The sequence below is a fragment of the Amycolatopsis minnesotensis genome (assembly GCF_039529815.1).
In the GTDB taxonomy this organism is placed as follows: Bacteria; Actinomycetota; Actinomycetes; order Mycobacteriales; family Pseudonocardiaceae; genus Amycolatopsis; species Amycolatopsis minnesotensis.
Genome location: NZ_BAAANN010000021.1, coordinates 120,120 through 141,536 on the forward strand (window position 1 = coordinate 120,120; position 21,417 = coordinate 141,536).

Annotated in this window: 20 protein-coding genes and 1 tRNA gene; 15 read left to right on the forward strand and 6 right to left on the reverse strand. The window is 71.4% G+C overall.

Annotation, left to right across the window (positions count from 1 at the left end; translation table 11 throughout):
* Positions 1-65: 65 nt before the first annotated feature.
* A complete protein-coding gene (locus tag ABD256_RS25560) occupies positions 66-980 on the forward strand; it encodes an AraC family transcriptional regulator (protein ID WP_425546521.1) in 915 nt (304 codons plus the stop codon).
* Here the strand turns inward: ABD256_RS25560 and ABD256_RS25565 are convergent.
* Complete coding sequence (locus ABD256_RS25565; RefSeq protein WP_344423887.1) at positions 971-3,412, reverse strand: family 43 glycosylhydrolase; 2,442 nt, start codon at positions 3,410-3,412, stop codon at positions 971-973. The two genes, ABD256_RS25560 and ABD256_RS25565, sit on opposite strands and share 10 nt — an antisense overlap.
* On the opposite strand from ABD256_RS25565, the gene ABD256_RS25570 reads away from it, so the two are divergent.
* The 9 genes from ABD256_RS25570 to lspA all read left to right on the forward strand — a co-directional run bounded on the left by ABD256_RS25570 (position 3,411) and on the right by lspA (position 12,206).
* Positions 3,411-3,800 (forward strand): nitroreductase family deazaflavin-dependent oxidoreductase, encoded by a 390-nt coding sequence (locus ABD256_RS25570; protein ID WP_344423889.1) that lies wholly within the window; start codon positions 3,411-3,413, stop codon positions 3,798-3,800. The genes ABD256_RS25565 and ABD256_RS25570 overlap by 2 nt on opposite strands.
* A 52-nt stretch (positions 3,801-3,852) precedes the next feature.
* A complete protein-coding gene (locus ABD256_RS25575; protein WP_344423892.1) occupies positions 3,853-4,392 on the forward strand; it encodes a hypothetical protein in 540 nt (179 codons plus the stop codon).
* The gene (locus ABD256_RS25580; RefSeq protein WP_344423895.1) at positions 4,389-5,078 is read left to right on the forward strand and encodes a hypothetical protein; all 690 of its coding nucleotides are present in this window, start codon (positions 4,389-4,391) and stop codon (positions 5,076-5,078) included. Before ABD256_RS25575 ends, ABD256_RS25580 begins: the two co-directional genes overlap by 4 nt.
* 355 nt (positions 5,079-5,433) lie before the next feature.
* Positions 5,434-7,689: a bifunctional lysylphosphatidylglycerol flippase/synthetase MprF gene (locus tag ABD256_RS25590; protein WP_344423898.1), complete on the forward strand. Its 2,256-nt coding sequence runs from the start codon at positions 5,434-5,436 to the stop codon at positions 7,687-7,689.
* 119 nt (positions 7,690-7,808) lie between these two features.
* The gene (locus ABD256_RS25595) at positions 7,809-9,053 is read left to right on the forward strand and encodes a quaternary amine ABC transporter ATP-binding protein (protein ID WP_344423900.1); all 1,245 of its coding nucleotides are present in this window, start codon (positions 7,809-7,811) and stop codon (positions 9,051-9,053) included.
* Positions 9,046-9,936: an ABC transporter permease gene (locus ABD256_RS25600; protein ID WP_344423903.1), complete on the forward strand. Its 891-nt coding sequence runs from the start codon at positions 9,046-9,048 to the stop codon at positions 9,934-9,936. Before ABD256_RS25595 ends, ABD256_RS25600 begins: the two co-directional genes overlap by 8 nt.
* A 23-nt stretch (positions 9,937-9,959) precedes the next feature.
* A complete protein-coding gene (locus ABD256_RS25605) occupies positions 9,960-10,868 on the forward strand; it encodes a glycine betaine ABC transporter substrate-binding protein (protein WP_344423906.1) in 909 nt (302 codons plus the stop codon).
* A 52-nt stretch (positions 10,869-10,920) separates the two neighbouring features.
* Entirely contained in the window at positions 10,921-11,598 is a 678-nt protein-coding gene (locus tag ABD256_RS25610; protein ID WP_344423909.1) for a GOLPH3/VPS74 family protein, read from the forward strand.
* 50 nt (positions 11,599-11,648) lie between these two features.
* Complete coding sequence (gene lspA / locus ABD256_RS25615) at positions 11,649-12,206, forward strand: signal peptidase II (protein WP_344423912.1); 558 nt, start codon at positions 11,649-11,651, stop codon at positions 12,204-12,206.
* A 59-nt stretch (positions 12,207-12,265) separates the two neighbouring features.
* On the opposite strand, the gene ABD256_RS25620 is transcribed toward lspA, so the two are convergent.
* The 3 genes from ABD256_RS25620 to ABD256_RS25630 all read right to left on the reverse strand — a co-directional run bounded on the left by ABD256_RS25620 (position 12,266) and on the right by ABD256_RS25630 (position 14,692).
* Positions 12,266-12,766 (reverse strand): serine hydrolase, encoded by a 501-nt coding sequence (locus ABD256_RS25620; RefSeq protein WP_344423915.1) that lies wholly within the window; start codon positions 12,764-12,766, stop codon positions 12,266-12,268.
* A 166-nt stretch (positions 12,767-12,932) separates the two neighbouring features.
* Complete coding sequence (locus ABD256_RS25625; protein WP_344423918.1) at positions 12,933-13,829, reverse strand: serine hydrolase; 897 nt, start codon at positions 13,827-13,829, stop codon at positions 12,933-12,935.
* Entirely contained in the window at positions 13,826-14,692 is an 867-nt protein-coding gene (locus ABD256_RS25630) for a LysR family transcriptional regulator (RefSeq protein WP_344423921.1), read from the reverse strand. The genes ABD256_RS25625 and ABD256_RS25630 overlap by 4 nt, the downstream gene beginning before the upstream one ends.
* A gap of 92 nt (positions 14,693-14,784) precedes the next feature.
* Here ABD256_RS25630 and ABD256_RS25635 point away from each other — a divergent pair, with 92 nt between their 5' ends.
* From ABD256_RS25635 to ABD256_RS25645, 3 genes are all read left to right on the forward strand, one after another.
* On the forward strand, positions 14,785-15,717 hold the full coding sequence (locus ABD256_RS25635; protein ID WP_344423924.1) for a hypothetical protein: 933 nt from the start codon (positions 14,785-14,787) through the stop codon (positions 15,715-15,717).
* On the forward strand, positions 15,714-16,532 hold the full coding sequence (locus ABD256_RS25640; protein ID WP_344423926.1) for an LLM class flavin-dependent oxidoreductase: 819 nt from the start codon (positions 15,714-15,716) through the stop codon (positions 16,530-16,532). The genes ABD256_RS25635 and ABD256_RS25640 overlap by 4 nt, the downstream gene beginning before the upstream one ends.
* A gap of 302 nt (positions 16,533-16,834) precedes the next feature.
* Positions 16,835-16,905, forward strand: a tRNA-Cys gene (locus ABD256_RS25645).
* A gap of 61 nt (positions 16,906-16,966) precedes the next feature.
* Here the strand turns inward: ABD256_RS25645 and ABD256_RS25650 are convergent.
* Both ABD256_RS25650 and ABD256_RS25655 read right to left on the reverse strand, forming a co-directional pair.
* Positions 16,967-18,463 carry an MFS transporter gene (locus tag ABD256_RS25650; protein WP_344423929.1) on the reverse strand — a complete coding sequence of 499 codons (1,497 nt, stop codon included), beginning with the start codon at positions 18,461-18,463 and terminating at the stop codon, positions 16,967-16,969.
* 56 nt (positions 18,464-18,519) lie between these two features.
* The gene (locus tag ABD256_RS25655; RefSeq protein WP_344423932.1) at positions 18,520-19,992 is read right to left on the reverse strand and encodes an FAD-dependent oxidoreductase; all 1,473 of its coding nucleotides are present in this window, start codon (positions 19,990-19,992) and stop codon (positions 18,520-18,522) included.
* Positions 19,993-20,065: 73 nt separating this feature from the next.
* Between ABD256_RS25655 and ABD256_RS25660 the strand changes: the two genes are divergently transcribed.
* Positions 20,066-20,701: a TetR family transcriptional regulator gene (locus tag ABD256_RS25660; protein WP_344423935.1), complete on the forward strand. Its 636-nt coding sequence runs from the start codon at positions 20,066-20,068 to the stop codon at positions 20,699-20,701.
* Between the two features lie 42 nt (positions 20,702-20,743).
* The gene (locus ABD256_RS25665) at positions 20,744-21,379 is read left to right on the forward strand and encodes a TetR/AcrR family transcriptional regulator (RefSeq protein WP_344423938.1); all 636 of its coding nucleotides are present in this window, start codon (positions 20,744-20,746) and stop codon (positions 21,377-21,379) included.
* Positions 21,380-21,417: the final 38 nt, after the last annotated feature.

Sequence of the window (21,417 nt, forward strand, 5' to 3'; positions counted from 1 at the left end):
TGAGCGGATCCATGCGCGAGAACGGCACAGTGATGCGCGTGCGTCTCATGGACTACGTTCCGGGGGTGGACGTGGTCAGTGATGCCATCGCCGTGATGCGCACCGGGCAGCCGTCTTCGACGCGCGCCGCGATCGGTTCGTCGTGGAGCCTGGGGTTCGCGCCCTATGCCGGGATCGGGTTCCACGTCGCGCTCCGCGGTGGCTGCCGGGTGTTCCCCGAGCGCGGCGAACCGGTGACCCTCGGCGCGGGTGACGTGGTGCTGTTCCCCCGCGGCGGCGGGCACGTGCTGACCGACACCGCCGCCGACGGGCCGCGGAACACCGTGCCGTTCGAGCGGTGGCGGCCGGAGGAGCCGGTCGGCGGGACGGGCACGACGGAACTGCTGTGCGGCAAGTACCGCCTCGACCGCAGCAGGGCGCACCCGCTGCTGGCCGAGCTGCCGGACCTGATCGCGGTGGCGGCGGGGGCCGGGCGCCATCCCGAACTCGGCTCCGCCGTCGGCCTGCTCGGCGCGGAAGTGCGGCGAGCGCGGTCGGGCACGGGCGCGGTCGTCACCGCCCTGCTCGACGTGCTGCTCGTCTACCTGCTCCGCGCCTGGTTCGACGAGCAGGCCGAAACCGGCCGGAGGTGCGGCTGGACGGCGGCACTGACCGATCCGGTGGTGGCAGCGGCGCTGCACGCACTGCACGAAGAGCCGGGAAAGCCGTGGAGCGTCGAGGCGCTCGCCGGGCTCGCGGGGACGTCGCGGGCGACGCTCGCGCGCCGTTTCACCGCGCTCGTCGGCCGTCCTCCGATGGCGTACCTGACGTGGTGGCGGATGACCAGCGCGGCGCGCCTGCTGCGCGAATCCGACCTGCCGCTCGGCGGGATCGCGACGCGCGTCGGCTACGAATCCCCGTACGCCTTCGCGCACGCGTTCAAGCGCGCCTTCGATGTCGCGCCGGGACGGTACCGGCAGGCCGGCAGCCCTCAGCGGTAGACGCGGAAGTAGTCGAACAGCGCGGTGGCGGGCGGGGTGGCGCCGCCGTGCGAGACGAGCCCGATCATGGGGTCTTCGCCCGCGCCGAACGTCCAGGTGCCGCCCCATCGCCAGGCGTGGCCGTCCGTGCTGGAAGCCGCGCGGAAGCGGTGCTCGCCGGTAGTGCGATCTACGGTGTGCGCCAGCCGGAGCCAGGTCACCGGACCCGGTGCGGTCAAGGCCATGCCGCCGTAGGAAAGCCTGGCCGCGTAAGGGATTTCCCTGCCGAACTCGAGCTGGCGGGTCGGACCGATGGCGACTTCGCACAGGCGCGCGAAATCGTCGTCGTTCCGGTAGGCGACGAGCCCGGCCTGCTCGAAATCACGCGAGGTGTCGGTACCGAGATCGAGGCGCAGCCTGGTTTCCACGACGTAGTCGCCCCGCGGCGCGTCCCGCAGGAGCACGCTCGCGTCGTTGTGGTCGCCGACCAGGTCCGCCGCCTGCGTCGGCCATCGCAGTGCGCCGCCGGTGGCCGTCGCGACGGGATCCGGCCTGACCCAGTGCCACACCGGGCCGAGCGGTGCGTCGAACTCGTCGGAATGCCAGGCGTCGAACCAGCCGATGCGCGGTGGCGCCTCGGTTTCGCGCACGGGACGTGCCGCGGGGGCCGCGGTGACGTTGTCGAACTCGGCCCCGCCCCGGGCGGTCAACGCGAACCGGCCCGGCAGCGTCCGGCTCTCCCCGCGCTCCTGCGTGACGATCGGGTCTCCGAGCGCGGCCTCGCTCACCGCGACGGTCATCCGGCCGTCGGCGATCTCGACGGAGAGCACGTGCCACGTGTCGTACCGGAACCCTTTCGGCAGCGGTGAAACGCGGACGTCGTGCCGTGCGCCGGAAGCCACGTCCACCACCAGCGCGCCCGCGGCGCGGTCGAGCGTCGCGGTCACCCCGCGCGCCAGTGCGAAACCCGCCGACTCCCCGGTGAGCCGGATGTCGACGCCGAGGTGCACGGCGCCGGGAAGTGCCCGAACGGCATCGATCCGGTCCGCGCTCGGCGCACCGTCGCGGTGCCGCAGCAGGCCGCCGGAGTCGTGCTCGGCTCCCGGTGCGACGGACCAGCCCGCGGCAGGCCGCCAGTTCGCGGCGCCGGAATCGAACCGGTCGGCCAGCACGCCACCGGTCACCGGCGCGCGCCGCGGCCCCGTCGACGCGCCCGCGCCCGCCCTCGCCGTCGGCCAGCCGTCCACCCAGTCGAGCCGGTCGATCAGCATCGGCCTGCGGTTCACCCCGTACGGCTGGTCGAGGTAGGGTTTCGCGCGGTCGATGGCGTGGTAGACGATCCAGTCCTGGCCCGCGTCGTCGGTGACGACCGCGTTGTGCCCGGTGCCGACCCAGGTGTTGCCGTTCGGCTGGATGACGGGTGTCCCGCCCGCCCTGGACGCGAGCAGCGGCACGCCGTCGCGGTCGGTGAACGGCCCGGCCGGCAGGCGCGATCGCCCGGCGAAGACGCTGTACCCGGTGGTGGGGCCCGCGCAGCAGTTCGACGCGGAGCCGAAGAGGTAGTACCAGCCGCCGCGGTGCACCACGTAGGCGCCCTCGTACCGTCCCTCGATGGCGACCTTCGTGGCGGGTCCCGCCGTGCGCAAGCCGCCGGGGGAGAGCGGCACGACGGACAGCCCGCCCTCGTACGAGCCGTAGTAGAGCCAGCGGGTGCCGTCGTCCCCGGTGGCCATCGCGGGGTCGAACGTCCACAGGTAGCCGCCGGTCCCGTTGGGACGGGGCGAGACCACGGGGGCGCCGTTGTCCGTCCACGGGCCGACCGGCGTCGGAGCCGTCGCCACCCCGATGGCCGAGTCGCCGCCGGGGTTCAGGACGGTGTCGGTCACGGTGAAGTAGAGGAGGTACTTCCCGTCGGCGTAACGGATGTCGGGCGCCCAGAGCCCGGCACCCGGCGCCGCCCACGCGGGCCTGTTCGCGGCCGTGAAGGTGTCACCGGCGTAGGACCAGTGGGTGAGGTCGGGCGACTTCAGGATCGGCACGAGGTGCCGGGTGCGCTCGCCCTGCCGCAGCGGGTCGCTCGTGCCGAAGGCGTACCACGAGCCGTCCTTGCCGCGGATGACCGCCGGGTCGGCGAAGGTGTCCGCGACCGGAGCGACGACCGGGTTCGTATAGCTGCCAACGGTTTCGGCCGCCGCCGCGACCGGGGTGCCGCCCAGCGGGAGCGCGGCGGGGACCAGTGCGGCGGCGAGGAGTCTTCGAGGCAGGACGGTCATGGCGCGGACCCCCGGTGTCGACGGCACGTCGTCGTGCGTGTACTCAGCGTGCCAGCGCTGGCGATCTTCGTGGACCGCCAACTGCAGCAACCCGGCGCGCGATCCCGTGCCGTGCCCGGGAAACGGGCGAGCGGGTGCCGAGTCGCCGATCGCGCCGCGGACGAGGATCCTCGATGGCATGGTTCTTTCGAAGCGGGTCGCCCGGTTCAACCGGGTCGTGACGAATCGGGTCGGCAACCGCGTCGCGGGCAGCCTGCCGGGATTCGGGATCGTGGCGCACCGGGGCAGGCGCTCCGGCAAGGAGTACCGGACGCCGGTGAACGTCTTCCGCCGTGACGGCGCGTACGTCGTCGCGCTGACCTACGGCCCGGATGCCGACTGGGTGAAGAACGTGCTCGCGGACGGCGGGTGCGTGCTCCACTCGCGGGGGCACGCGGTGCGGCTCTGCTCGCCGGAGGTCGTCCGCGACGAGACGCGTGCCGCGATGCCGCCGGGAGTCCGGCAGGTCCTCGGGGTGATCTCGGTGCGGGACTTCCTCTGGCTGGCCGAGCATCCACCCGCCGACTGAGCCTCCAGTATGCTCGTCACAACCAGTCAGCACGGAACTTCGGGGGGCGTTGATGGGGCCGACACCGGGAGCGGGCCCGGTCGGCAGGATCCTGGCCGGACACGGTGTGCTGCTGGGCACCGCGGTGGTCACCGTGCTGGTCTTCCTGTTGTCCCTGCCGTCCTCGCCGCAGCTCGTCGAGGCGGCCGTCCCCGCGCTGATGGCGGTGATCCCCGGGCTGTGCGTCGGCTACCTGGTCAAGCGCGCCGCGCTCGGCTGGGCGGCGACCGCGCCGGGGCAGGACGGCCAGTTGCTTGGCGCAGGACTCTGGCACGAGCGGTACGACGGCTGCGCACGAGCGAAGGCGCAGTTCGACGCCGAGGTGGCGGCGATGCCGTCGGGCCAGGCCCGCGACCGCGCGGCGGGGGCGGCCGAAGCGCTTTCGGCTGATCTCGCGGAACTGCGCGGGCTCGCCGCCACCGGGTATTCAGTGGACCCCCGTGCCGTACGCCATCCGACGAAACCGGAGTCGCGGGAAGTCAGTGCGCGCCTCACCCACGCCGAGTGGACGTTCCGCCAGTCCGTCGAGCAGGCGAGGGGAGCGGCACGGTGAACGCGAGGCAGCGGGTTCGCGGGATGATCGCCCTGTCCGGCTGGGCCGTTGGCGGCCTGGCCGGGATCGTGTTCGTGCTCGTCGTGCTCGGGCTCGGCGGTTTCTTCGCCGGCCCGGACGCCGGTATCACCGCGCTGGCGGGGCTGGTCGTCGGCGGCGGGATCGGGATCGCGGGCGGTGGGGTGGTCCAGGTGTTCGCGCGGGCGGCGATGCCCCGTCCCGCGTTGCCCACGCCCCTTGGGCCTGCCGTGCTCCCGGCCGCGCCGGTACCCGTGGAGCGGCGGATCCCGTTGCGGGAAGGCGGTTTGTGGGCCGGCTACCACGAGCGGTGCGCCGGTTCCGTGCGCCGGTTCCACGATCTCGTCGCGGTGCTCGATCCCGGTCCCGTTCGCGACTGGCTGGTCGACCTCGGTGTCAAGATGGACGCCGAACTGGAGGAGGTCCTGCGTCTCGCCCGGTACGGCGAAGCGCTCGCGCCCGGCGGGGACGGGCACGAGACGAGTGAGACGGCGCAACGGATCTCGGCCCGCCTGGAAGAAGCCGCGCGTGCTTTCGCCGCCACGCTCGACCGCGCCGGCGGAGTCGCACTCGACGTCTCGGCGGCCTCGGACTTCGAAGCGATCAGAGCGCAGCTCGAACTGCTCGAGGCGCAGGCGCCGCACCTGCGCGGCGAGCCGGAGGCGTAACCACGCGGCATTCGACGCCCGACGTCGTGCTGGTGGCGGTGTCGCTGGCGGTGGTGCCGTTCCTGTCCGCCGCGCGAAGCCGCGGGCCGTGCACCGGTCTCTCAGGGGTTCTCCTGATGGGGCTCGCGCTCGCCTCCCCGTTCGGCCCGGCTGGGCTGATCCCGTGGCCGCGCTGGTCATCGCGGTCGCGGCGGTCCGGGAAGGTCACTCTGCGTGGCGTCGGGAGACGTGCTGCTGGCGTTCGGGTTAGACCAAAGGCGTGACCTACGTTCGCTGAGAGTCCCTCTCAGGTTCGATGCCGGGTCAGACCTGTGACCGACGCGCACTGAGTCCGCATGGCGGAAGTATCGGCACCATGCTGCTGGTCCGCCGGGTACCGTTCACCGCCGCCGTCACGTTCGCGATGCTCGTCGTGGCGGTGGTGAGCGGCGCGCTCTGGAGCGACGCGCAGGACGCTTCGTGGTTCTCGCACTTCGGCTACGGCCTCCCACCATTGGAGGAGGGCCGCTGGTGGACGTTGTTCACCGGGCCGATGTTCGCCGTGATCCCGGTCTTCTACCTGCCCATGGCCGGTGGGTTCGCCCTGCTGGTCGGCTTCACCGAGTGGCGGCTCGGCACCAGGCGGACGATGGCGGTCACCATCGTGGGCCAGCTCGTCAGCGTGCTGGGCGCGGCGTTGTTCCTCGCGGTCTTCCAGGGCTTCGGCTGGGACTGGGCGGACGCCGCCGGCGTGCGCGTCGACGCCGGGTTCTCCGGCGGCGCGCTCGTCGCGATCGCGGTGGTGTCCGCCGCCGTCCGGTCGCCGTGGCGGCTGCGCATCAGGGCGGCGCTGTGCGTCTACGTCGCGGTGTCGATCATCTACATCGGCACGCTCGCCGATCTCGTGCACTTCATCGCGGTCGCGCTGGCGCTGCCGCTGTCCGGTGTGCTGGTCGGCAAGCGGCGCGCCCGCCGCACCGGCGCGCCGAACAAGCGGGAATGGCGGCTGCTCGCGATCTCCGGGCTGGTGCTGGTGACCATCGCGCAGGCGGTGATGGGGCTGGTGCCGAGGACCGGCCCGTTCGGTCCGTCCGACGTGGCGTCCATGTCGTTCGTCGAGGTCGCGATTCTGGCCGTCGGCGTCGCGCTGATCGTGAACTGGATGCGCCGGGGGAGCAGGGTGGCGTGGCGCTGGGCGATCGCGGTGACCGTGGCCTCGGTGCTGGCCGGTGTCGTGGCCGCCTCGCTGATCGTGCTCGACGCGCTTGGCGGGAATCCGGACTGGACGGTCGGCGTGCCCCTGTTCGTCGCGGACAGTCTGCTGTGGACGGCCGAGCTGGTCGTGCTGGTCGCGGCGCGGCGCGCGTTCCGCGTCCACTCGCGGCGGCACCCGTTGCGGCCAGGCAGGCAGCACGGCACGACGGATCCCGCCGTGGCCACGCGGCTGCTCGGCGAGCACGGCGGCGGATCGCTGTCGTGGATGACGACCTGGCCGGAGAACTCGCACTTCGGCACCGCGGACGGGCGGTCCTATGTGGCCTACCGCAAGCACGCCAGGGTGGCGATCGGCGTCGGGGACCCGGTGGCCCCGCACGGTGACAAGGCCCGCGCGGTGCACGAGTTCGTCGACATGTGCGACGACACCGGCATGGTGCCGTGCCTGTTCTCGGTTTCCGCCGAGACCGCGGTGATCGCGCGCCAGCTCGGCTGGCAGCTCGCCCAGGTCGCCGAGGACACCTTGCTCGACCTGGACACGCTGGAGTTCCGCGGCAAGAAGTGGCAGGACGTGCGGTCGTCGATCAACCGCGCGCGCAAGGAGGACATCGAGTTCCGGCTCGTCACGCTGGCCGAGCAGCCGAGGAGCCTGATCGCGCAGGTGCGCCGGATCTCGGACGAGTGGGTCGGCGACAAGGGCATGCCGGAGATGGGCTTCACCCTCGGCGGCGTCGAAGAGGCGCTCGACCCGCGCACGCGCGTCGGGATCGCGATCGACGCGGACGGCGAGGTGCACGGTGTCACCTCGTGGATGCCGGTGTACACCGGTGACGGGAAGATCGAGGGCTGGACGCTCGACGTGATGCGCCGCCGCGCCGACGGCTTCCGGCCGGTGATGGAGTTCCTCATCGCCTCCAGCTGCCTTGCGTTCCAGTCCGAAGGCGCGCGGTTCGTGTCGCTTTCCGGTGCGCCGCTGGCGAAGTCGCACCGCGAGGCGCGGACCCCCGCGGTCGAGCAGGTGATGGACTCGCTCGGCGCGATGCTCGAGCCGTACTACGGTTTCCGTTCCCTGCACGCGTTCAAGGCGAAGTTCATGCCGCGGTACGAGCCGCTTTACCTGGCGTTCCGGGACGAAGCGGATCTGCCGAGGATCGGCATCGCGCTCGGCAAGGCGTACCTGCCCGACACCGGGCTGCTCGACCTCGCCCGGTGCATGAAGTCGCGCCGGCACCCTCCGCGCACACCGGCGCCGGTGGCCGTGCCCCAGCCACGTGGGCTGGACCTCACCCCGGACGCTTCGGCGGTTCCGGCGCCCGATCGGCCCCTCTCGCCTGCCAAACTGGTCGCGACCAGCGAAAAGCGTCGGCGTCGCCTCGAATTCGACCGCCGGAAGCATTCGCGGAGCGCGGTTGCTTAACCACTAAATGTAGGCACTCCGCGACGATTATGTTGCAAATTCACCCAAACGGTGGCGCAATCGGTCACACCGAGTAAGGTCCGGTTCGGGAACAAGCCCGGGTGGACACGAGGAGACCATTGCCAACTGTTCGTGCGGAAAAGCTGTACAAGGTGTTCGGGCGTCGCGCGGAGGACGCGGTGCGCAGGCTGGAAGGTGGTGTCACCCGGTCGGAACTGGGCGTGCCGGGGGTCACGCCCGCGGTGATCGACGCGTCGTTCGAGGTCGAGCAGGGCGAGATCTTCGTCGTGATGGGGCTTTCCGGCTCCGGCAAGTCGACGCTGATCAGGATGCTCAACGGATTGCTGCCCGCGACCTCGGGACGGGTCTATGTGGACGGTGCCGACATCACGGCGATGTCGGGGCGGGAAATCAGGGAAATGCGGCAGCAGACCATGAGCATGGTCTTCCAGCACTTCGCCCTCTTCCCGCACCGCACGGTGCTGGAGAACGCCGCGTACGGCCTGCAAGTGCGGGGCATGAGCCAGCAGGAGCGCGAAGCGAAGGCGCGCGAGTCGCTCGACCTCGTCGGGCTGAACGGCTGGGAAGACCACCTGCCGGACCAGCTCTCCGGCGGGATGCGCCAGCGCGTCGGGCTGGCGAGGGCGCTGGCCGCGGACACCGACGTGCTCCTGATGGACGAGGCGTTCAGCGCGCTGGACCCGTTGATCCGCAAGGAGATGCAGGATCAGCTCCTGTCGTTGCAGGCGAAGCTGGGCAAGACCATCATCTTCATCACGCACGACCTCAACGAGGCGATGCGCCTCGGGGACCGGGTCGCGATGATGCGGGAAGGCCGGATCGTGCAGATCGGCACCGCGGAGGACATCCTCAACGACCCGGCGAACGACTACGTGGCCAAGTTCGTGCAGGACGTCGACCGGACGCGCGTGCTCACCGCCGAGTCGGTGATGTCCAACCCGGTCGCCACGATCGGCTCCGGCGCCGGGCCGAGGGCCGCGCTGCACACCATGCGCGAGCACCAGTACTCCGCGCTGTTCGTGGTCGAACGCGACGGCCGCCTGGTCGGTGTCGTGACCGATGAAGCGGTCGCGCAGGCGGCGGCGCGCGGGCAGGACACGGTGCGCGACCTGATCGGCAGCGACATCGCCTCGGTCGGCCCGGACACGCCGGTGTACGAACTCTTCGCGCCCGCGGCGGAAAGCCGTCTCCCGCTGGCAGTGGTCGACGACGACGGCAAACTGCTCGGCGTGATACCGAGGGCGACCCTGCTCGCGGCGCTCGGGCAGACGGTGAAGGCGGCGGAACGCGTGATCGAAGAAGGCGGCGCACACGGCGCCGAGGAGGTGGCCGCCGATGCGTGAGGCGATTCTGGCGGACGGCTGGCACGTGCCCGCCATTCCGCTCGGCGAGTGGTTCAACGACCTGGTGCACTGGCTCGACGGAAACATCGGGCCGCTGTTCGACGCGATCGAGACCGCGGTACAGGGCTCGCTCGACGGCATCACGAGCGTGCTGCAGTGGCCGCCGAGCCTGGTCATGCTGATCATCTTCGCCCTGCTCGGCTGGTGGCTGCGCGGCTGGAAGTTCGCCATCGGCGCGGCGGTCGGGTTCGGGCTCGTCGACAGCCTCGGCAAGTTCGACTCGGCGATGCAGACGCTGGCGCAGGTGATCATCGCCGGGATCGTGGCGGTGCTCATCGCGGTGCCGGTCGGGATCCTGGCCGCGCGCAACGAAACCGCGAGCAAGGTCATCAAGCCGGTGATGGACTTCATGCAGACGCTGCCCGCGTTCGTCTACCTGATCCCGGTGATCTTCTTCTTCACCATCGGGCCGGTGCCGGGGATCGTGGCGACCGTGGTGTTCTCCCTGCCGCCTGGCGTCCGGCTGACCGAGCTCGGCATCCGGCAGGTCGACAAGGAGATGGTCGAAGCGGGCGAGGCGTTCGGCTCCACGCGGGCCAAGATCCTCACCCAGATCCAGATCCCGCTCGCGATGCCGTCGATCATGGCCGGTATCAACCAGATCATCATGCTGTCGCTGTCCATGGTGGTCATCTCCGGCATGGTCGGCGCGCCCGGCCTCGGCGCGGAGGTCTACGCGGCGGTCACGAGCGTCCAGGTCGGCGCCGGGTTCGAAGCGGGCGTGGCGGTCGTCGTGCTCGCGATCTACCTCGACCGGCTGACCGCGTCGTTCGGGGCACGCTCGGCCGTCGGGCGCGCGAAGCGGCTGGCCAAGAAGGCTTGAGACCCCATCAGGAAAGGACAGGTGTGTCTAAAGTGAACCGCTTCCGCAAGGTCGTGGCCATCGGTGCCGCGCTGGTCTCGCTCGCCGCGCTCACCGCGGCGTGCGGCGGCCGTGCGGCCGACAGCAGCAGCGGGCAGGGCAAGAAGGCCGTCAAGATCGCCTACATCAACTGGGACGAGGACGTCGCACTGTCCAATCTGTACAAGACGGTGCTGGAGTCCAAGGGCTACAAGGTGGATCTCCAGCTCCTCGACGCGGGCCCGATCTACGCCGGGCTGGCCAAGGGCGACGCCGACCTGTTCCTCGACGCCTGGCTGCCCGCCACGCACGAGAAGTACTGGAAGGAGTTCGGCGCCCAGCTCGAAGACCTCGGTGTCTGGTACGACAACGCGACGCTGAACCTCGCCGTGCCGACCTACGTCAAGGACGTCAACACCATCGCCGACCTCAAGGCGAAGGCGGCCGACTTCGGCGGCAAGATCACCGGTATCGAGGCGAGCGCCGGCGAGACCGGCATCGTGCAGAACAACGTGATCCCGAAGTACGGTCTCGACGGCTCGATGTCGCTGCTGAACTCCTCGACGACGGCGATGCTCGCCGGGCTCGAGGGCGCGATCAAGGACCAGAAGCCGATCGTGGTCACCCTGTGGCACCCGCACTGGGCCTACTCCCGGTACCAGCTCAAGGACCTGCAGGACCCGCAGGGCGCGATGGGCAAGGGCGAGCAGATCCACGCGGTGGGGCGCAAGGGCTTCGGCGCGGACTTCCCGGCGCTGGCCAACATCGCGAAGAACCTGAAGATGACCGACCAGCAGCTCGCCTCGCTCGAGGACGCCGTGCAGAAGGCGCCGAAGGGCCAGGAAGCCGCTGCGGCCAAGCAGTGGGCCGACCAGAACAAGGCGTGGGTCGACCAGGTCTTCACCGGGCTGTGAGTGGCGGCGGTTCACCCCACCGGTGGCCCTCGCGGCCGGTAGGGTGAACCGCATGCTGCTCGCCCACGACCTCCTGCTCCTGTTGCTCGACGACGAGTCCGGCAAGCTGAGTGCGTCGATGCACGCACCGGACAAGGCACTCGCCGGCGCGGTGCTGATCGAGCTCGCGCTCAACGGCGCGATCGACGTCGGCGGTGCGCAGGACACCGTCAAGCCGGGCCGGGTCAAGGCACTCGACGGCAAGGTGCCCGCGCACCCGGTGCTGCGGTCCGCGGCCGAGATCGTACGGGCGAACGAGGGCCGCAAGCCGGATCACGTCCTCGGCCCGATCGCGAAAGGTCTCCGCGAGGAGCTGGCCGACGAACTGGTGCGCGAGGGAATCCTGCGCAGGCAGGAAAAGCGCGTGCTCGGGCTGTTCCCGGTCGAACGGCTGCCCGCCGCGGACAGCGCGCACGAAGACGCGCTGCGGACCGAGATCACCGCGGTACTGGCCGGGCAGCGCCGTCCCGATGAGCGCACCGGCCCGCTGATTTCGCTGCTGTCCGCCATGAACGTGGTGACCAGGGTCTTCGACGTGCCGGACGCGCGTGCCGCCAAGCAGCTGGCCAAGGAGATCGCGAAGAGCGATTGGGCCGCGGCCGCGGTGCGGCGCGCCGTGGAAGCCGTGCAGTCGGCGGCCGTCGTGGCGGTCGTGGCCGCGACGTCGGCGTCCGCGGCGGGCAGCGGCTGACGTCCCGACCGCTTCGCGGCACCGGATCGCGAACCGAATAGTGTGGCGGCATGGCTGAGCCGGAACCGTCCTCACCCGCCACCACGCCGTCGCCACGGCGGTGGGGCGTCGCCGTCGCCGTCGCGGTGCTGATCCTCGCGGCCGACCAGCTGACGAAGCTGTGGGCGGAGTCCGCGCTCACCGATCGCGCCCCGATCCCGGTACTCGGCGAGTTCCTGCGGTTCCGGCTGCTCTACAACTCGGGTGCCGCGTTCTCCATCGGCGCCGGGTCCACCTGGATCTTCACCGTGCTGGCCGCGGTGGCGGTGGTGGCCGTCGCGTGGTTCGCCGCGAAGGTGGTCTCGCCGGGGTGGGCGGTCGCGCTCGGCCTCCTGCTCGGCGGCGCGCTCACGCACCTGCTCGACCGGCTGTTCCGCGCACCGGGCTTCGGCAGGGGGCACGTCGTGGACTTCATCGACTACAACGGCTGGTTCGTCGGGAACGTCGCCGATATCGCGTTGACCGTCGGCGCCGTGTGCATCGTGGTGCTGACGATGCGCGGCACCGAGATGGACGGCCGTCGCCGTCCCGCGGCGTCGCGGAACGACGACCCGCCCGCCGGGCGCTGAGAGTCCGAAGAGGACGGTCCAGCGCAGCGAGGTGGCGACGGCCTTCGCGGCGTCGGCGATCAGCGCTTCCTCTTTTCAGCCGGTCCCGTTCCGGCGCCGCCAGCACGAACGCGCGGTAGGCGTTCGCGTATGCGGCAGGCGTCGTGGTGTCGCGCTCGTCGCCGGGGATCGCGGTGTTGAGATCGGGTTCCCAGCGGTCGAGCCGGGTCACCGATCGAGCGCGCGAACTTCGTCAGCGCGCCGGGGTCGCCGAGCAGCTTCAGGATCTGGTTGCCCGCCGTGTCGTCGCTCCTGGTGATGGCGGCGTCGCACAGTTCGGCGACGGTCATGCCGGTGGCGCCCCTGGTCGAGGTCACCGGAGAGTCGGGCAGGATGTCCGCCTGGCCGAACTTGATCACCTCGTCGAAGTAGCCGGTGCTGAGCGGGTGTTCGTGCAGGAGGGCCGCCGCGGCGTAGGCCTTCGACGTGGACAGCATCGGGAACCGCTCGTCCTGCCGGTGGACCAGCGACTTGCCGGTGGCGGTGTTGATCGCGACCAGCCCGAGCCGTGCGCTGAGCACACTGCGTGACCGGATGCGGGGTGGCTGGGAAAGGTCGCACCAGATCACCCGGCGAACCCGGCCGTGATGTCGATGCCCTGAAGGAGGCCGTCGGGGCATACGCGACCGGCCCCGCCTTGACTCCGATAGGAGCGTCTTTCGGGGCATCGCGGCGCCAGGAGACTCGTCACCGGCGGCCGGTGCGGAGGTCGGTGACGGCGATGCGCGCGCATTCCGCGATCGCGGCGTCCACCTTCGGCACCGCGGGGTCGGTGCGCGCGGCGAAGGTGAACACCGCGACCGCGACCGGTGCCTCGCCCTCGAACTGCACGACCGCTGCCTCGTTGCGCACCGCGCCGATGGTGCCGGTCTTCCCGCCGACGACGACGTTGCCGTAGGGGAACCCGGCCCGGATGCGGTGGAACCACGCCTGGTGGTTCAGCACGTGCCGGATGAACGCGCACTGCTCCGCCGAAGCGGCCGCGTCGGTCCAGATCAGCTCCATGAGCCTGGTCATGTCGCGGGGCGTGGTGGCGCTGGCGTAGGACGGGTCGTACGCGCTGACCGTCTTCGCCGCGTCGTTGTCCGCGAGTACCGCGAAGGCTTCGGCGGCGTCCGACGCGCCGGTGTCGCGGACCAGGTCGTCGTAGGAGTCCGCGGTGCCGCCGACGACCCTGGTGCTGGTCAGCCCGAGATCCTGGAGCGTCCGGCCGAGGGCTTCGAGCCCGACCTCGCCGAGCACCACGTCGGCGGCGGCGTTGTCCGACACCGTCATCATCGAAGTGGCCAGGTCGCGCCACGAGAGCGTGACGGGATCGCGGAACACCGAAAGGCCGGTCGGCCCCGGTGTGCACGCCGACGGGACGATCTTGACCGTCCCTTGTGGATCGACGAGCCCGGCGTCGAACCGGCGGCACAGGGCGACGAACAGCGGAAGCTTGTACACCGAGGCGGTGACCACGAGTTCGTCGGCGCCGAGGCAGACTTCGCGCGACCCGGTCGGCGTGATCGACTTCGCGTGCACCCAGCCGTGCGCGCCCGCGTCGGACAGGACGCCACGTACGCGGTCTTCGACCGAGGTCATGATCCGAGCGCCGATTCGACCGCGTCGCGGACGTCGGAGGGCGGGCCGGGTGCCCGCCACACGAGCCGCAGCCGCAACGCGAAATCGTCACCGGGCATCGTCACGACCGCGACACCCGGTGCGTCGAGCCGGGGATCGGTGGTGAGCCCGGCGGCGCGCCCCGCGGCGACGGCGGCCACCGTGTCGCGCTCGGTCGGGGCGGGCAGGAACTCGGGATCGAGCCCCTTGGCGTGCACGGTGTCGACGAAGAGGTCGAACGCGGCGGTGCCGTGCGAGCGGGGGACGGTCGCGATCGGCAGCCCGCGCAGCGACCGCACCGCGGGCGCCGCCGCGGTCGCGCTGGGATGGTCTTCGGGCACCAGGAACCACCGGGGCACCTTCAGCACTTCGCCGCAGTCGAGCGCGGTGATCAGCGCCGGGTGGTGCACGAGCGCGCAGTCGAGCTGGCCCGCGGTGACCGCGTCCACGAGCTCGCCGGTGGGCGCGGTGCTCGCGATGACCACCCGTGAGCCGCCGCTGCCGCGCGCCGCCGCCACGATCGCGGCGACCTGCCGGTCGCAGAGCTGCGGCACCACCCCGATCCGCAGCGCGCCGCGGTTTTCCCGGTGGCGTTCGGCGTCGTCGGAGAACCGTTGCGCGTCCTCGAGCAGCGCGCGGGCCCTCGGCAGCAGCTCGGTGCCTGCCGGGGTGAGGTGCACACCGCCGGCGCCCCTGCTGAGCAGCACCACGCCGAGCCGCTGTTCGAGTCGCTGGACGCCCTGCGACACCGGCGGCTGCGTCATGCCGAGCCGGTCGGCGGCGCGCCCGAAATGCGCTTCCTCGGCGACGGTCACGAACAGCCGGAGATGTCGGAGCAGGTCCACAGTGGTCATTGAACCGTACGTCGGGTTACGTATCCCGGGAAGCCGCCTCCAGCACGTTGTCCGGCCCGTCGCGCCAGCCGAGAATTCGGGGCATGACGAACAAGCTCCAGCCGGTAGGCGACGCGCTGTGCCGCAGCTGGACCGAGGGCAGGCCGATCGAACGCCTCGCCCACGCGGTGGGCGCGGCGTTGATGCTCAGCGGCATGGCGCACGTCGTCGTGCTGGTCGCGACCGGCGGGTCATGGCAGGGACCGGTTTCCCTGCGCAAGGCGGCCACCTTCGGGTTGTCCTTCGGCCTGACACTGGCGTCCGTGGCGTGGGCGACCTCGTTCGTCCAGGTCCGCGCCGGGGTGCGGAAGGTGCTGCTCGGCGTGTTCGCGCTGGCCTGCGTGGCGGAGACCGCGCTGGTCAGCGTGCAGGCGTGGCGGGGCGTGCCGTCGCACTTCAACTTCGAGACCCCGTTCGACACCACGGTCTCGATGACGCTGGCAGGCGGCGGTGGGGTCATCATCGTCACCGCGCTGAGCTTCACCGGCGCCGCGCTGCGCGCCAGTGCCGCGCCGCGGAGCATGCGCATCGCACTCCGGTTCGGGTTCGCCGTCCTCCTCGTCGCGCTGGGAGCCGGTGCCGCCATGATCGCCACCGGCGTGGTCGAGGCCCGTGGCGGCGACCCGCAACTCGCCTACACCACGGCGGGTGCGCTGAAACCCGTGCACGCGGTCGCGATGCACGCGATCCTCGTCCTGCCGGGACTGGCCTGGCTGCTGCGGTTCACCGGCTGGGACGAGGCGAAGCGCGTCCGTCTCGTGTGGACCGCCGTCGCCGCCGACATCGTGCTGACAGCCGTGATCGGCGTCGAATCGCTGACCGGTGTTTCGCCGTTCGCCGCGTCCTGGTGGGAAACCGTGCTCTCCGCCGCCGCGCTCGCCGTGCTGGCGGCGACCGGCGCGCTGGCCATCGCCGGGGTGTTCCGGCGGGACGCCGTCCGATCCGGACCAGCCCGCGACCTAGGAGTGCGACCATGACCGACCGTCCCTTCCGCTTCGGCGTCGTCGCGGGCCACGCGGCTGATCTCGCCGCACTGACCGGGATCGCCAAGCAGGCCGAGGAGTTCGGGTTCGACACGCTGGTCACCCCCGACCCGGTGTCCGGCCACGACCCGCTGACCGCGCTCGCGGCGGTCGCCGCGACGACCGAACGGCTCCGGTTCGGCACGTTCGTGCTCGCCGAGCCGTTCCGGGACCACCGCCAGCTCGCCTGGCAGGCGCGGACGTTGCACCGGCTCTCCGGCGGCAGGTTCGAACTCGGCCTCGGCACCGGCAGGCCGCACGCCGCCGGGCACACGGCATCCCTCGGCAGGGAATTCGGGAGTGCGGGGAGCCGGCTGGCGGGGCTGGCGGAACTGATCGAGGAGATCAAACAGGACGCCGACCGGCCGCGGCTGCTGCTCGCCGCGTCGGGCCCGAAGATGATCGAGCTCGCCGCGCGGGAGGCCGATGTGGTCACGCTCGCCTGGGGACCGAAGACCACGAAGGTCGAAGCACTGTCCGTTGTGGACCGGTTCGGTGCCGCGGCCGGTCGGCGCGCCGACGAGGTCGAGCTGGCGATGAACCTGATCGCGGTGGGGGACGCGCCCGCACCGCAGGTCGAGCGGTACACCGGGGTGAGCGTCGACGAACTCGCCGCGACGGGCGCGGTGACCGTGCTGCGGGGCACTCCTGCCGAAGCGGCGCACCGGATCCGGCGCTGGCGCGAGGAGCTCGGGGTCTCCTACTTCTCGGTCAACGGCGAATTCCTGACGGAATTCGCGCCGGTGGTCGCGGAGTTGCGCGGCACCTGAGGACGCCTCGGTCCCGAATGCTGAACGCGGTTGACGGACGCCGAATTCTGGGGCAAGCTGAACGGCGTCCGGCGATTAACGGAAAAGACAGTTCGGAAAGGCACCGATGATGACGATGGCCAGCAGGGACCGCGTGCGCGGGGCTTCCTGTTGTCGTTGTCGCCACGGTGGCTCGCCGTGACCGCGCACTGACCGTGCCGCGTTCGAGCCGCCCGACGGAGTTGCCTCCGGCAGGGCGGTTTTCTTTTTGTCGCCGTCACTGTCTTTCCCATGTCATTTTCGCGTGCGATTCAGTAATTCACGGCCAAGTGCCCGAGTGGTGAGGGACCCGCCTGCAAAGCGGTATACGCCGGTTCGATTCCGGTCTTGGCCTCGTCGGTGCGCCGGAAGGGCGCGCTCCGGTGCGGAGCGTGCCCTTCCGGCGCGGTGGGCGCTCAGGCCGCGACGGGTTCCGGCGCGGTCCGGCGTTCCCGGTGCAGCGTGCTCACCAGTACCGCGCCCACCGCGAACACCGACGCCGCGACCACCGCACCCGCGGTGAGCCCGCTGGTCAACGCGCCCTTCGCGGCGGTCACCAGTTCCGCCCCGCGCGTTCCGGGCAACGATGCCGCCACGTGGACGGCCCCGGCGAGGGTTTCCCGCGCCGCCCCGGCCGCCCCGCCCATCCGCCCGCGGTAGATCCCGGCCGCGACGGCACCGAGCACCGCCACGCCCAGCGCGCCGCCGAAGAAGTTCGCGGTTTCCGACATCGAAGCCGCGGATCCGGCGCGGTCGACCGGCGCGGAGCCGATGACGAGCCCGGTCCCGAGCGCGAACAGCGGCCCGGTGCCCAGCGCGAGGACCGCGATGCCCGCGATCACGAACGACAGGCCGCGGTCCGCCTGGGTGAGCAGCACACCGCCGAGTGCGGACACGACGAGGCCCGAGGCGATCGCGGTGCCGGGGCGGACCCGGTTCGTGAGCGCGGGGGCGATCATGGTGCCGATCGCGACGGCGAGGCCCATCGGGGCGAACACGATCGCCGACTCGGTCGGCGAGAACCCGAGCACGCTCTGCAGGTACTGGGTGACGAGGAACCCGACACCGGCCATCGCGATCCCGGCGAGCAGCAGCGTCCCGAGCACGGCGGTGAGCCGGCGGTCGCGGAGCAGCCGCAGGTCGATCAGCGGGTCGGCGAGCGAGAGCTGGCGGCGGGCGAACACGATCCCGAACGCGACGCCGACGACGATCGACAGCACGGCGAACAGCGTGTCACCGCCGTCCGCGGCGAGCCGCTTGATGCCGTAGACCGCGGGGAGCACGGCGGCGAGTGACAGCGCGACGCTGACGATGTCGATCCGGCGCGCGGCCGGGTCGCGGTGCTCCGGCAGCAGGAACGGGCCCGTCACCAGCAGCAGCACCATGACCGGCACCGCGATCAGGAACACCGAGCCCCACCAGAAGTGCTGGAGCAGGAAGCCGCCGAAGACCGGGCTGAACGCGGCACCGGCGAACTGGCAGGTCGCCCAGACCGAGATCGCCTTGCCGCGCTCCCGGTCGTCGCGGAACAGGGTGCTGATCAGCGCGAGCGTCGAAGGCATCAGGGTCGCGCCCGCGACCCCCATCAGCACGCGCGCGGCGATCAGCATCTCCGGCGTGCCCGCGTAGGCCGCGACGACCGAGGTGGCGATGAACGCCGCGCTCCCGGTGAGCAGCAGCTTCCGCCTGCCGATCCGGTCGCCGAGCGTACCCATCGTGATCACGAACCCGGCCATCAGGAAGCCGTAGCTGTCGCTGATCCAGAGCTGCTCGGTACCGCCGGCGCCGAGGTCGGCGCTGAGTTTCGGCAGTGCGAGGAACAGCGCGTTCATGTCGAGCGCCACGACCAGCGTGGGCAGTACGAGCACGGCGAGCCCCAGCCAGGCCCGGCGCCCTGCGGTCTTGTCGGCCATCGGATCTCCTCGTTCGGTGGGTGTTCGCGAAGAGGTCGGAGTCGGCAAGGGGTTCTCTACATCGCGCCGGGAGACGTTTTTCCGAACCAGGTTTCCAGTGCGCGGCGCAGGGTCTCCCGGTCCGAGCCGGACCAGGCGACCACACCGTCCGGGCGGAGCAGCAGTGCGCCCGCGTCGTCCCGGCTGGTCTTCGCGACCGGCAGGACGTCGACCAGGCCGGGGGCGAGTGCGGCCAGGTCGCGGACCGGTGGCGGCAGCAGGAGCAGCCCGCGGCCGGTGCGCGTGTGCTCGCTCAGCCGCGAAGCGCGCCCGTCGTCGCCGACCAGTTCGAGATCGGGGCAGTGGCGTCCGGTCAGCTCGCCCTCGGCGGGGTAGGGCAAGTCGTAGCGCAGGTTCACCGCGGAGAGCAGTTCGGAGAAGTACCGGTTCGCCTCGGGGAGGTCCATCAGCTCAGCGACGATTTCGCGCAGTGCGTCGACGTGCGGGCCCGGTGCCAGCAGCGCGGACTGGGCCCTGGTGTTGCGCAGCACCGCCTCGCCCGCGGGGTGCCGTTCGGTGGTGTAGGTGTCGAGCAGTGCTTCCGGCCGCTCTCCCTTGACCACGGCCGCGAGCTTCCAGCCGAGGTTCGCCGCGTCCATCAGCCCGAGGTTGAGGCCCTGCCCGCCGCTGGGAGAGTGGATGTGCGCGGCGTCCCCGGCCAGCAGCACCCTGCCGATGCGGTAGGTGGACGCCTGGCGCGCGCGGTCGGCGAACACGCGGACGTCGTGCAGCTCGGTGATCGACACGTCGGCGCCGGTGACGCGCCGGACGCTCGCCGCCATGTCGTCGGCGGTCACCGGGCCGTCGAGGGCGGGGGCGGCGGCGTCCAGCTCGCCGGTGCCGACCATGCCGACGGCCGTGCCGCCGCCGTGCATGAAGGTGCCCGTGTCGTACCGCCCGGTCGCGGGTACTTCCCCGTCGAGCCGGGCGCGCCCGGCGACGGTGCGCAGCAGCGCGGGGGTGCCGGGGAAGTCGAACCCGGCCAGCTTGCGCACCGAGCTGCGGCCACCGTCGCAGCCGACCAGGTACCCGGCGCGGAACCGGCGCGCACCCGCGTGCACCGTCACTCCGTCCACATCGGACTCGAACCGGGTGACCTCGTGTCCGGTGTGGACGGAGACGCCCAGCTCCGCCGCGTGCGCGGCGAGCACGCTGGTCAGCTCCGGCTGCCAGATGTAGGTGTAGCGCCGGTCCGGTTCCGCCGTCAGCCCTGGATCGAGCTTGTGGATCGCGGCGAAGTGCCCGAGCGGGCTCCCGTGATCACGCGCGAAGTCCTCGAGCCCGCGCGCGTGCGCCTCGGCGATCCGCGCGCCGAGGCCGCGGCGGGTGAGCATCTCGCCGGCGAGTACGCCGATCCCGCGTGCCTTGGTCTCCCCGGCCGGGTTGCTGAGCCGTTCGAGCACGATCGTGCGCGCCCCCGTCAGCTCCAGTTCGGCCGCGAGGAACAGCCCGACCGGGCCCGCGCCGACAACGATGACATCCGTGTCCATACACTCTCCTTAACTAGTTAAGGACAAGGATGCGCTTAACGCGTTAAGGTGTCAATCGCGGAACGGAGGGATCATGCCGATCGAGGTGGCCGACGCGGTGCGCGTCGCGTTGCGGCTCTTGGACGAGGAAGGGCTCGACAAGCTCACCGTGCGCAGGCTCGCGTCGGAGCTCGGGGTGAAGGCCCCCGCGTTGTACTGGCACTTCACCGGCAAGCGGGCACTGCTCGATCACATGACGAACGTGATCGTCGCCCCGGTGACCGCGGCGCTGCCCCCGGCGGGGCGGGTGCCGTGGGTGCGCTGGCTCGAGGACGCGGCGTCCGCGTTGCACGCCGTGCTGCTCGGCCACCGGGACGGCGCGCGCGTGGCGCTCGGCGCCGACCTCCGCGTCGCGCGGTCACTGGGAGACCTTGCCGAACGCGCGGTCGAGGTGCTGCACGCCGATGCCGGGTTCTCGCTCGCCTACGCCACCCGGGCCGCCGGGGTGCTGGTGCACTTCGTGCTCGGCAGGGCCGTCGAAGCCCAGACGAGACCGGACGAAACGGCCGAGCGGGCACTGTTCTCGCAGGACGGCTTCCCGTTCCCGCTGATGGCGCGCGGTATGCGGGAGCGGCTCGCGGCGGGGGCGACTCCCGCCGGCGACTTCGCCTGCGCACTGGAAGTCCTGCTCACCGGATTGCGCACCATTCAGGCGGACGGCAGGCGGTGACGCCGCCGGTCGCTGTCCCGGGTGTCCACTGAGGAGGTAAGAATGGTCCCCGTGCCGGACGAGGAGGACAAAGCCCCCCATCGCACCCGCAACCGCTGGGGCGAGGGCGATCGCCTGCGCGGGGAGATCCTCGACGCGGCGAGCAGGCTGCTGTCCGAGCTCGGTGGCGAGGACGGGCTCACGATCCGCGGCGTGGCACGGGCCGTCGGGATCGCGCCCGCGAGCATCTACCAGCACTTCACCGACCGGAACGCGCTGGTGACCGGTTTGATGAGGCACGAGTTCGCGCGGCTCCGGGAGCTGATGGCCGAAGCCGACGCGCGGATGGACCCCGAAGACGTCGTCGGCAGGGTGCGCGCACAGCTGTACGCGTACTGCGCGTTCGCGGTCGACAATCCTGGCCACTATCGCATCATGCTCAGCAGCGCCGCCGCGCGGCCGAGCTCCGAGGCGCGGCCGGAAGGCCCGATGGTGGACGTGATCGACACGGTGGCCGAAGGGCTGGCGCGGTGCGACGAAGCGGGTCACAAGCTTCGGGTGCCGAGTGATCGGGCGGCCGTGGTGGTCTTCGTCGGGGTGCACGGGCGGGTGGCGCTGTTGCACAGCAGTCCGAGCGAGATGGGGCGCAGGCGGCTGATCCCGTTCGTCGACGAGCTCGTGTCACTCGTCTTCGACTGAGGATTTTTCCCTTTTGTCCCAATGGGACTAGGCCGACG

What these genes read in the sequence shown, in the direction of transcription:
- ABD256_RS25570 (WP_344423889.1), top strand. Translation starts at nt 3,411, where the DNA reads ATGGTTCTTTCGAAGCGGGTCGCCCGGTTCAACCGGGTCGTGACGAAT.
- ABD256_RS25565 (WP_344423887.1), bottom strand. Translation starts at nt 3,412, where the DNA reads ATGCCATCGAGGATCCTCGTCCGCGGCGCGATCGGCGACTCGGCACCC.
- ABD256_RS25575 (WP_344423892.1), top strand. Translation starts at nt 3,853, where the DNA reads ATGGGGCCGACACCGGGAGCGGGCCCGGTCGGCAGGATCCTGGCCGGA.
- ABD256_RS25590 (WP_344423898.1), top strand. Translation starts at nt 5,434, where the DNA reads ATGCTGCTGGTCCGCCGGGTACCGTTCACCGCCGCCGTCACGTTCGCG.
- ABD256_RS25600 (WP_344423903.1), top strand. Translation starts at nt 9,046, where the DNA reads ATGCGTGAGGCGATTCTGGCGGACGGCTGGCACGTGCCCGCCATTCCG.
- ABD256_RS25610 (WP_344423909.1), top strand. Translation starts at nt 10,921, where the DNA reads ATGCTGCTCGCCCACGACCTCCTGCTCCTGTTGCTCGACGACGAGTCC.
- lspA (WP_344423912.1), top strand. Translation starts at nt 11,649, where the DNA reads ATGGCTGAGCCGGAACCGTCCTCACCCGCCACCACGCCGTCGCCACGG.
- ABD256_RS25625 (WP_344423918.1), bottom strand. Translation starts at nt 13,829, where the DNA reads ATGACCTCGGTCGAAGACCGCGTACGTGGCGTCCTGTCCGACGCGGGC.
- ABD256_RS25635 (WP_344423924.1), top strand. Translation starts at nt 14,785, where the DNA reads ATGACGAACAAGCTCCAGCCGGTAGGCGACGCGCTGTGCCGCAGCTGG.
- ABD256_RS25640 (WP_344423926.1), top strand. Translation starts at nt 15,714, where the DNA reads ATGACCGACCGTCCCTTCCGCTTCGGCGTCGTCGCGGGCCACGCGGCT.
- ABD256_RS25650 (WP_344423929.1), bottom strand. Translation starts at nt 18,463, where the DNA reads ATGGCCGACAAGACCGCAGGGCGCCGGGCCTGGCTGGGGCTCGCCGTG.
- ABD256_RS25655 (WP_344423932.1), bottom strand. Translation starts at nt 19,992, where the DNA reads ATGGACACGGATGTCATCGTTGTCGGCGCGGGCCCGGTCGGGCTGTTC.
- ABD256_RS25660 (WP_344423935.1), top strand. Translation starts at nt 20,066, where the DNA reads ATGCCGATCGAGGTGGCCGACGCGGTGCGCGTCGCGTTGCGGCTCTTG.
- ABD256_RS25665 (WP_344423938.1), top strand. Translation starts at nt 20,744, where the DNA reads ATGGTCCCCGTGCCGGACGAGGAGGACAAAGCCCCCCATCGCACCCGC.